This window comes from Streptomyces sp. NRRL S-1022 (genome assembly GCF_000720135.1).
Lineage (GTDB): Bacteria > Actinomycetota > Actinomycetes > Streptomycetales > Streptomycetaceae > Streptomyces.
In genome coordinates this window covers 1-5,114 of the sequence record NZ_JOIU01000064.1, presented here as the reverse complement: position 1 = coordinate 5,114, position 5,114 = coordinate 1, and the positions used below count along the sequence as shown (strand labels likewise).

The window sequence follows — 5,114 nt, the reverse complement described above, 5'->3', positions numbered from 1 at the left end:
ATCACCGCACCGGTGGTCGAACGCCCCAAGCGCAGCGCCACCTCCCGAGGCCGCCGCCGCCCCGCCTCGGCGACCAGGCGCACCCCCGTACGCCAGTCCCGCTTCGGCTCGGTGGCACAGGACGGCGGTGGATGTCATGGACGCGGCCGGACCGCAGGTCTGTGACGACATGAGCGTCGAGGTGGCGCTGGCCGTCATGGCCGCCGCCCGCACGGTCCGACTGGTCGTCTGCGACCAGGACAGCCAGTGCACCGGCCTGGTCACCCATGCCGAACTCGCCGCCGTCCGTGACAACTCCGACTACACGGACCGTGTCCGCCTGCGCGACATCCTCGGCGACCACGGATCGTCCACCTCACCCGTGACCACGATGGCCCAAGCCGAGCATGCGATGCGCACCCGTCGGCTCGGTGCCCTGCCGGTGGTCGACGAGCAAGGCAGCGACCCGGGCATCCTCGCCCTCTCCCGCTGAAACGCCCACCCCCGGTCGGACCGTTCTCCCCCTTCTCCCTGTGAGGCCACATGCGCTGCGTCATCGCCCGCTTCCCCTTCGAACTCACCAAGGGCGGCGTGCTGGAATCGATGAAGGGCATCAAGCCCGAACCGGTCACCGGCGAATCGGTGATCATCGGCCGCCGCCACTACCCCGTCAAGCAGGTCGGCCAGGTCATCACGCGCCAGGACCGCCGTGACTTCAGCGCCGCCGAGGTCCTGCGGGCCATGGCTGTGCTCGGCTTCACCTGCCGCGCCGTTCCCAAGGCGGCGCCCCTGGACGTCCTCAGCCCGATGCAGCGCGCCTCCGCGATGCTCGGCACCCCCGTCACGGTCTGACCCGGTAAACAGACACGAGCCGACACCTGAGCAGCAGTGTGGGCCCGACCGGTACGCCGGTCGGGCCCACACCGTGTGCGGTGGGTTCCCGTCCCCGTTGTCCTGCAGGATCCGGGCGACATGGAAGTGCAGACGCGTGGGCGGCACGTCCTCCTTCAGGGGGGCGTCGAAGACGGCGGGCGAACTCGCCGAAGTGAGCGGAATCCCTCAGTACAGCCCGACACCCTCTGCCTCCACAGCGCTTCGGCAGCCAGCCGACCGGTGATGACAGCGCCACCGGTGGCCGCGGCCAGGGACATCTGGTTGCTCTGGCCGGACTCCGCCAGGGCGGCAACGTCAACCAGCAACTCGTCGGGCTGCGGTATGAGGCGGACCATGTTCGTCGGCCATCCGGCTGCTTGAGCGGTGACGCTACTGGGCAAGGAAGGCGCTCACGGTCTTGCCGCCGGAGGCCCGGCGGGTGACCGCCGTGGCGTGGACGAGGCCGGTCACCATGGGCCAGCCGAAGCCCCCGCTACGCCGTTCAGGTCAGGGGTGCGCATGCGCGCCACATGCCGGCTGGGATCGTGAACGGCGACCTCGATGGTGTCGGGGTGCGCAGTCGGTTCCAGTGTGCAGCGGCCCCACCGTGGCACGGGGCATCGGTGAGGAGCTCGGACACGTCCAAGACCACAATGTCCGCCGGGTCAGGAGCCACGGCCGGCTGTGGCGCTGGCAATCACCGTGATCATCAGGGTCACCCTCTGAATCGTCCATGCCCCTGCCCCGGCTACCCGACCCCTGTGCCCCGGCCCTCCACCTGCCCACCCCGCAGAGCCCCAGTGCTTGCCTGAAGGGGGCGGAGGACCGCAGCCGACGCATGACGGCACCTGCTGCCGTGAGGCCGTGTCTCCGCAGCCCGCGGACTGCTCGAGTCAGGGGCCGTACGGGTTCGCCACCAGCTGCTCGATCATCCGAGGATCGTCGAAGGCGGCGCAGGGCCTTCTGTGGAAACGTCCGTGCCGGTCGATGGTGTTCCTCGCGAGAAGCAGTGTTGGCCGGTGCCGCCGCGGGTAGCCGCGGCGCAGGCGGCGACGTCACGCCCAGCCCGACATGCCACACGGTGGTGGGTCACTGTGAGCGCCGGACAGAGCCTCGCAGCTGCTTGAACCCTCCATGGGGACCGGTCGAGGCGGAGTACTTCATCTTCCAGCGCGCAAAAATCTGTACTTGCTGGAGTAGACATTGGTCGGCGGTGTGGTTAAGGTTTCTGTCGTAGTCGAGATCGAGTGAGGCCCGGAGAGATGAACTGCCGGGCAGTAGTACCGCAGTTGCAGTTGGCAGGGCGGTGCGGTGGTGGAGTTCCGAAGCCAGGGCGTTCGCAGGACGGCGACGGGACTGACGACCGGACCGGGTGGCCCGCAGTGATCAGGGGCCGCCATGAGCAGTATGGGCAGTGGCAGTACCGGTAAGTGCAGGTTCGCAGTACCCAGTAGTGGCATGGGTGAGCAGTGCCTCGGTGAAGGCGTCGGCTGCGGGCGCGCGCACCGGGGGTGCGGCAGTGGGGTTCCGAGCCGGAGCAGACGCAGGACGGGCGACGGGGCTGGCTGCCGAAGAGTGGCTGTGTTCGAGGCCACCAGCAGTTCGCAGTACCAGTAGTACGCAGTTTCCGTTAGTGAGTAGTTGATCAAGAGGGAAGAACGGAGGAGCCGAGCGCCATCAGGATCGCCCGGGCGGAAGTCTTGGACCCGGGTACCGCAGGACATCGATAGTGAGGTGGTCTCCGGTCGAGCAACCGCGATCCCCGCGCCCCCGACAGCATCTCGGTCGGGTCTGCGGAAACAGAGGGCCGGTGCAGTATCAGGGCCGGCAGATGGTGCAGTAGTTCCTTCGGGGCCCTGGCGGCAGTACGGCGCCAGGGCCCCTCCACGCGTTCCACAGAGAGGTGCAATGACAGCAGACGACACGTTCGGCCGTCTCGATGACGACGACTACCCCGCCTACACCATGGGCCGGGCCGCCGAGATGCTCGGCACAACCCAAGGCTTCCTCCGCGCCATCGGCGAAGCCCGCCTGATCACCCCACTGCGCTCCGCGGGCGGCCACCGCCGCTACTCCCGCTACCAGCTGCGCATCGCCGCCCGCGCCCGGGAACTCGTCGACCGGGGCACCCCCATCGAGGCCGCCTGTCGGATCGTCATCCTCGAAGACCAGCTCGAGGAAGCCCAGCGCCTCAACGCCGAATACCGGCGCGTCGCCGAATCGGCGAACCCGACGGCAGCGGCTTGAGATGAGCGTGCCCGTCAGCGTCGGCGGGCACCGCACGCACGGTCTCGATGCGCGGCGTGATCTTTCCCTGTGGTGACGCGGTGTGTGGGCGTGTAACGTCTGTGTCAGCTGTCGTGGTTCGGAATTCCCCGCCCGCGCCTTTGGTGTGGGCGTTTTGCTGTGCTGTGCCGCAGGGACCAGGGCGATCACCTCCGTCTGCCACAGGGAGTGGTAGGCGTTCATCGACTGGAAGGCATAAGACATGGCAACGGGTACTGTGAAGTGGTTCAACGCGGAGAAGGGCTTCGGCTTCATCGCCCAGGACGGCGGCGGTCCGGATGTCTTCGCGCACTACTCCGCGATCAACTCCTCGGGCTTCCGAGAGCTCCAGGAGGGCCAGGTCGTGACGTTCGACGTCACCCAGGGCCAGAAGGGCCCGCAGGCCGAGAACATCACCCCGGCCTGACCTCGCAGCCCCGTACGAGGGATCGCGCACGCCGCGTCCGGTGGCCGACGCCCGTGCGGGCCCTGCCGCCCACCTGGATCGAGGCGCCTGCTCTCGTGCCGGGAGTGCACAGGATCACGGGCCGCGCAGTCATGGCTGCGCGGCCCTGCTGTTGAGGTGCGGGGGGCGGTGCGACCTCGGCCCGGAACTCCTGACCTCATGCGCTTCAAGCGTCGTCGGCTCGGGTGCTGCATGCCCTGCGCGTCTGTTCGCGCAGCCTGGAGCGGCAGACGGTCAGGCGCCCGTCCATGCGTCGACGAAAGCTTGCCGTCCGGCCGGATCGTCCCATCTGCGGTCTGCGTGCAGAACGCGCCAGGCGGTGAGTTCGAGATCTCGGAGCCACAACTCTCCGATGACCTGTGTCCTGAGGTCGGGCAGATGGTCGGACTCGGCGAGGGCTTGACCGATCACCTCGCCGGCCGCGACGCGCTGCGGCGGGGTCATCTCATCAACGGCCGAGAGGATCTGTCGGGCCAGGGCGGTTCCATCTCCTGCCAGGGAACGCAGCACCAGAGCCTTGATGTTGACGGGTAGCAGGTACGCGGTGCCCGAAGACCTCCACAGGTCCGACCAGAAGCGTTCTCCTGCCTTGGTGGGGGCGGGCAGCGCGGCCAGCAGCCCGAGGAGATGACCGGTGGCCGCATAGCCATCGGAGTGGGCAGCCGCGACGACTGCGATGCCGGCGACGCCCTCCACATCGAGACGGCCGGCTTCGAGACGCGAAGCCAGACCTAGTTGATGTTCCAACTGGTGGGCCAGGGCAGCGGATACGTGGGGGCGGACCTCAGGAAGCATCGGCGATCCTTGCGGGTAGGCGAGCGGAGATGCCGGTTCGGAAGCCCTGATCGTTCCCATGACCAGCCGTTCTACTCGGTTTCGGCAGGCCCAATCGGCGGCAGCGTGCCGGAGTTCACATGGTTGCGAACCAGCCCTGCCCCGGCGACGTGGCCCTGGGGTTCTGGACCGACCTACCGGCGCGGTCGTCTACGCCCTCCAGCGGGCTTGGCGACACGTATGCGCGGTCGGCGGTCGCTGTGATCGCTGAGCCGGAGCGCTGGCAGAACCAGGTCCCGTCACAGGAAATGAGGCGGCCGCTCCAGGTGAGTCGGATCAGGGGGCCGGTCGAGGTGTTCGCCCTGGCGGTCGTTCATCAACTCGGTGCGATGGTTCGCCAGGCAGGCAGGGGTAACCCGGCAGATGGCGGCGTACATCGTCATCGCGAACCGGTGCTCCCGCACCTGTCCGTCCCGCATCCGCAGCGGCCAGGGCGGCATCACGGGGATGCAGCTCGCGGGCGCCCCACCACCTTGCCGGTCGGCTTCGGCGGCGACGAGCCCCAGCTCAGCGAGCAGACGCTCCAGGTCGGCGACCGGGTGCTGTGCTTCACCGACGGCCTGATCGAGGAGCACCATGTCCGCGGCGAGCAGTTCGGCTAGGCCGTGTTTTAGAACTCGCTGACCTGCCTGGTTGGCCGTCCGGGGAAGTCGCGGGCGGCCAACCAGATGGTGAGGTCGCGGGCGATGTCGTTGAT

5 protein-coding genes and 2 pseudogenes are annotated in these 5,114 nt (G+C 68.4%); 5 read left to right on the top strand and 2 right to left on the bottom strand.

Annotated elements, in window-relative coordinates; all coding sequences use genetic code 11:
* The first annotated feature begins 136 nt into the window (after window positions 1-136).
* Window positions 137-472, top strand: a complete 336-nt coding sequence (locus tag IG05_RS0140630) for a CBS domain-containing protein (protein ID WP_030349125.1) — start codon at window positions 137-139, stop codon at window positions 470-472.
* Window positions 473-522: 50 nt separating this feature from the next.
* Window positions 523-831 (top strand): SCO5918 family protein, encoded by a 309-nt coding sequence (locus IG05_RS0140625; protein WP_030349124.1) that lies wholly within the window; start codon window positions 523-525, stop codon window positions 829-831.
* 102 nt (window positions 832-933) lie between these two features.
* Here IG05_RS0140625 and IG05_RS49815 read toward each other — a convergent pair.
* A pseudogene (locus IG05_RS49815) lies at window positions 934-1,196 on the bottom strand (hypothetical protein); the annotation flags it as partial.
* 1,564 nt (window positions 1,197-2,760) lie between these two features.
* Here IG05_RS49815 and IG05_RS0140615 point away from each other — a divergent pair.
* Together IG05_RS0140615 and IG05_RS0140610 are read left to right on the top strand one after the other, a co-directional pair.
* Window positions 2,761-3,099, top strand: coding sequence for a MerR family transcriptional regulator (locus IG05_RS0140615; protein ID WP_030349123.1), 339 nt, complete (start codon window positions 2,761-2,763; stop codon window positions 3,097-3,099).
* A 241-nt stretch (window positions 3,100-3,340) separates the two neighbouring features.
* Window positions 3,341-3,544 (top strand): cold-shock protein, encoded by a 204-nt coding sequence (locus IG05_RS0140610; RefSeq protein ID WP_030303412.1) that lies wholly within the window; start codon window positions 3,341-3,343, stop codon window positions 3,542-3,544.
* Window positions 3,545-3,817: 273 nt separating this feature from the next.
* On the opposite strand, the gene IG05_RS0140605 is transcribed toward IG05_RS0140610, so the two are convergent.
* Window positions 3,818-4,378: a hypothetical protein gene (locus tag IG05_RS0140605; protein ID WP_030349122.1), complete on the bottom strand. Its 561-nt coding sequence runs from the start codon at window positions 4,376-4,378 to the stop codon at window positions 3,818-3,820.
* Between the two features lie 503 nt (window positions 4,379-4,881).
* Here IG05_RS0140605 and IG05_RS47415 point away from each other — a divergent pair.
* Window positions 4,882-5,016, top strand: a pseudogene (locus IG05_RS47415) (SpoIIE family protein phosphatase); the annotation flags it as partial.
* Between the last annotated feature and the right edge of the window lie 98 nt (window positions 5,017-5,114).